Annotated in this window: 1 protein-coding gene; it reads right to left on the minus strand. The window is 76.0% G+C overall.

What is annotated here, in order from left to right; translation table 11 throughout:
• Nucleotides 1–1,225, minus strand: a 1,225-nt coding sequence (locus ABZY57_RS32770) for a PH domain-containing protein (RefSeq protein ID WP_356518196.1), incomplete at its 3' end; no start/stop codon positions are given.
• Nucleotides 1,226–1,272 lie beyond the last annotated feature (47 nt).

Genomic DNA, 1,272 nt, shown 5'->3' on the forward strand with positions numbered 1-1,272 from the left:
GGGCCGCCTGGGCGTGGAGCAGCTCCGCGGCCTGGGCCGCGCCGCGCAGGCGGGCCGTGACCGTGCCGTTCGCGCCGGTGTCCACGTGGACGTCGGCCAGGCCCCGGGCGCGCTGCCAGGGGCCCTGGGAGCGGCGCACGCTCTGCACCTTGGCGTGCGGAACGATCTCCGTACGCCGGCACAGGCGTCCGTGGCGGGCGGCGAACACGTCCGGGGAGACGGCCAGGCCGTACCCCTTCCACCACACCGGCACCACCCAGCGCGATCCGCTGCGGGGCGAGGGCTCGAAGACGAGGCCCCCCAGGTCGACGCCGGGCAGCACCCGCGCGACGACGGCGTGGGCGGCGGCCCGGGTCGCCACCGGGACCAGGACGTCGTTCTTCGAGCCGGCCACCGCCAGCTCCACCCGGACCCAGCCGCGCCGGCGCCACAGCAGCGGCTCGACGATCCGTACGGTCTGCACGCGCCCCGGCGGCACCGTCTCGTGGGCGCGATCGAGCATGCCGTGGTCGAGCCGGAGCCCGTCCGGGGACTCGGCGACCCGCCAGTCGTACTCGGCGAGGAACCGGCCGGCGCTCCCCGCCCACATCGCGCCCAGCACCGGGAGCAGGGCGACGATGGCCACCCACGGGCTGGAGCTGAACCACCACACCAGCGAGGGAGCCGCGATCCCCCCGGCGAGGATCGCCCAGGTGGTCAGGGTGAGCATCAGGGACATCGCCAGATCGCGCGGCCCCACGCGGAGCAGCTCCCGCTCGGGGGCCTCGCCCAGGAGCGGTGCCTCGGCCGGGGTGAAACCGGCCGCGCGGGCCAGCAGCTCGGCGCGGAGCGAGACGGCGTCCTTCTCCGAGAGGAAGGCCAGCTCGTCCTTGGCCTCGGTGCCGATGACGTCGAGCCGCAGCTTGGCGACGCCCGCGAGGCGGGCCAGCAGGGGGCGGGTGACGTCGACCGCCTGGATCCGGTCGAGACGGATGTGCGCGGTGCGGCGGAAGAGGAGCCCGCTGCGGATGCGCAGCTCGGTGTCGGTGACGGCGTAGTGCGTGAACCACCAGCTGAGGAAGCCGTACGTGCCGAAGACGAGGACCAGCGCGGCGAGCGCGAGGACCCGCAGGACGGTGGAGACGGCCGTCACCCACTCGGCGACGTTCTCGCCCTGCTGGGCGACGATGCCGATGGTCGCGGCGATCGGCACCCAGGCACGGCGCAGCGGGGTGAGGACGTGCAGCCGCCGCTCCGGGCCGGGCCCGGCCGCGGGCGCCGCCCCGGCCTGCG

Source organism: Streptomyces sp. NPDC006450, assembly GCF_040612195.1.
Lineage (GTDB): Bacteria > Actinomycetota > Actinomycetes > Streptomycetales > Streptomycetaceae > Streptomyces.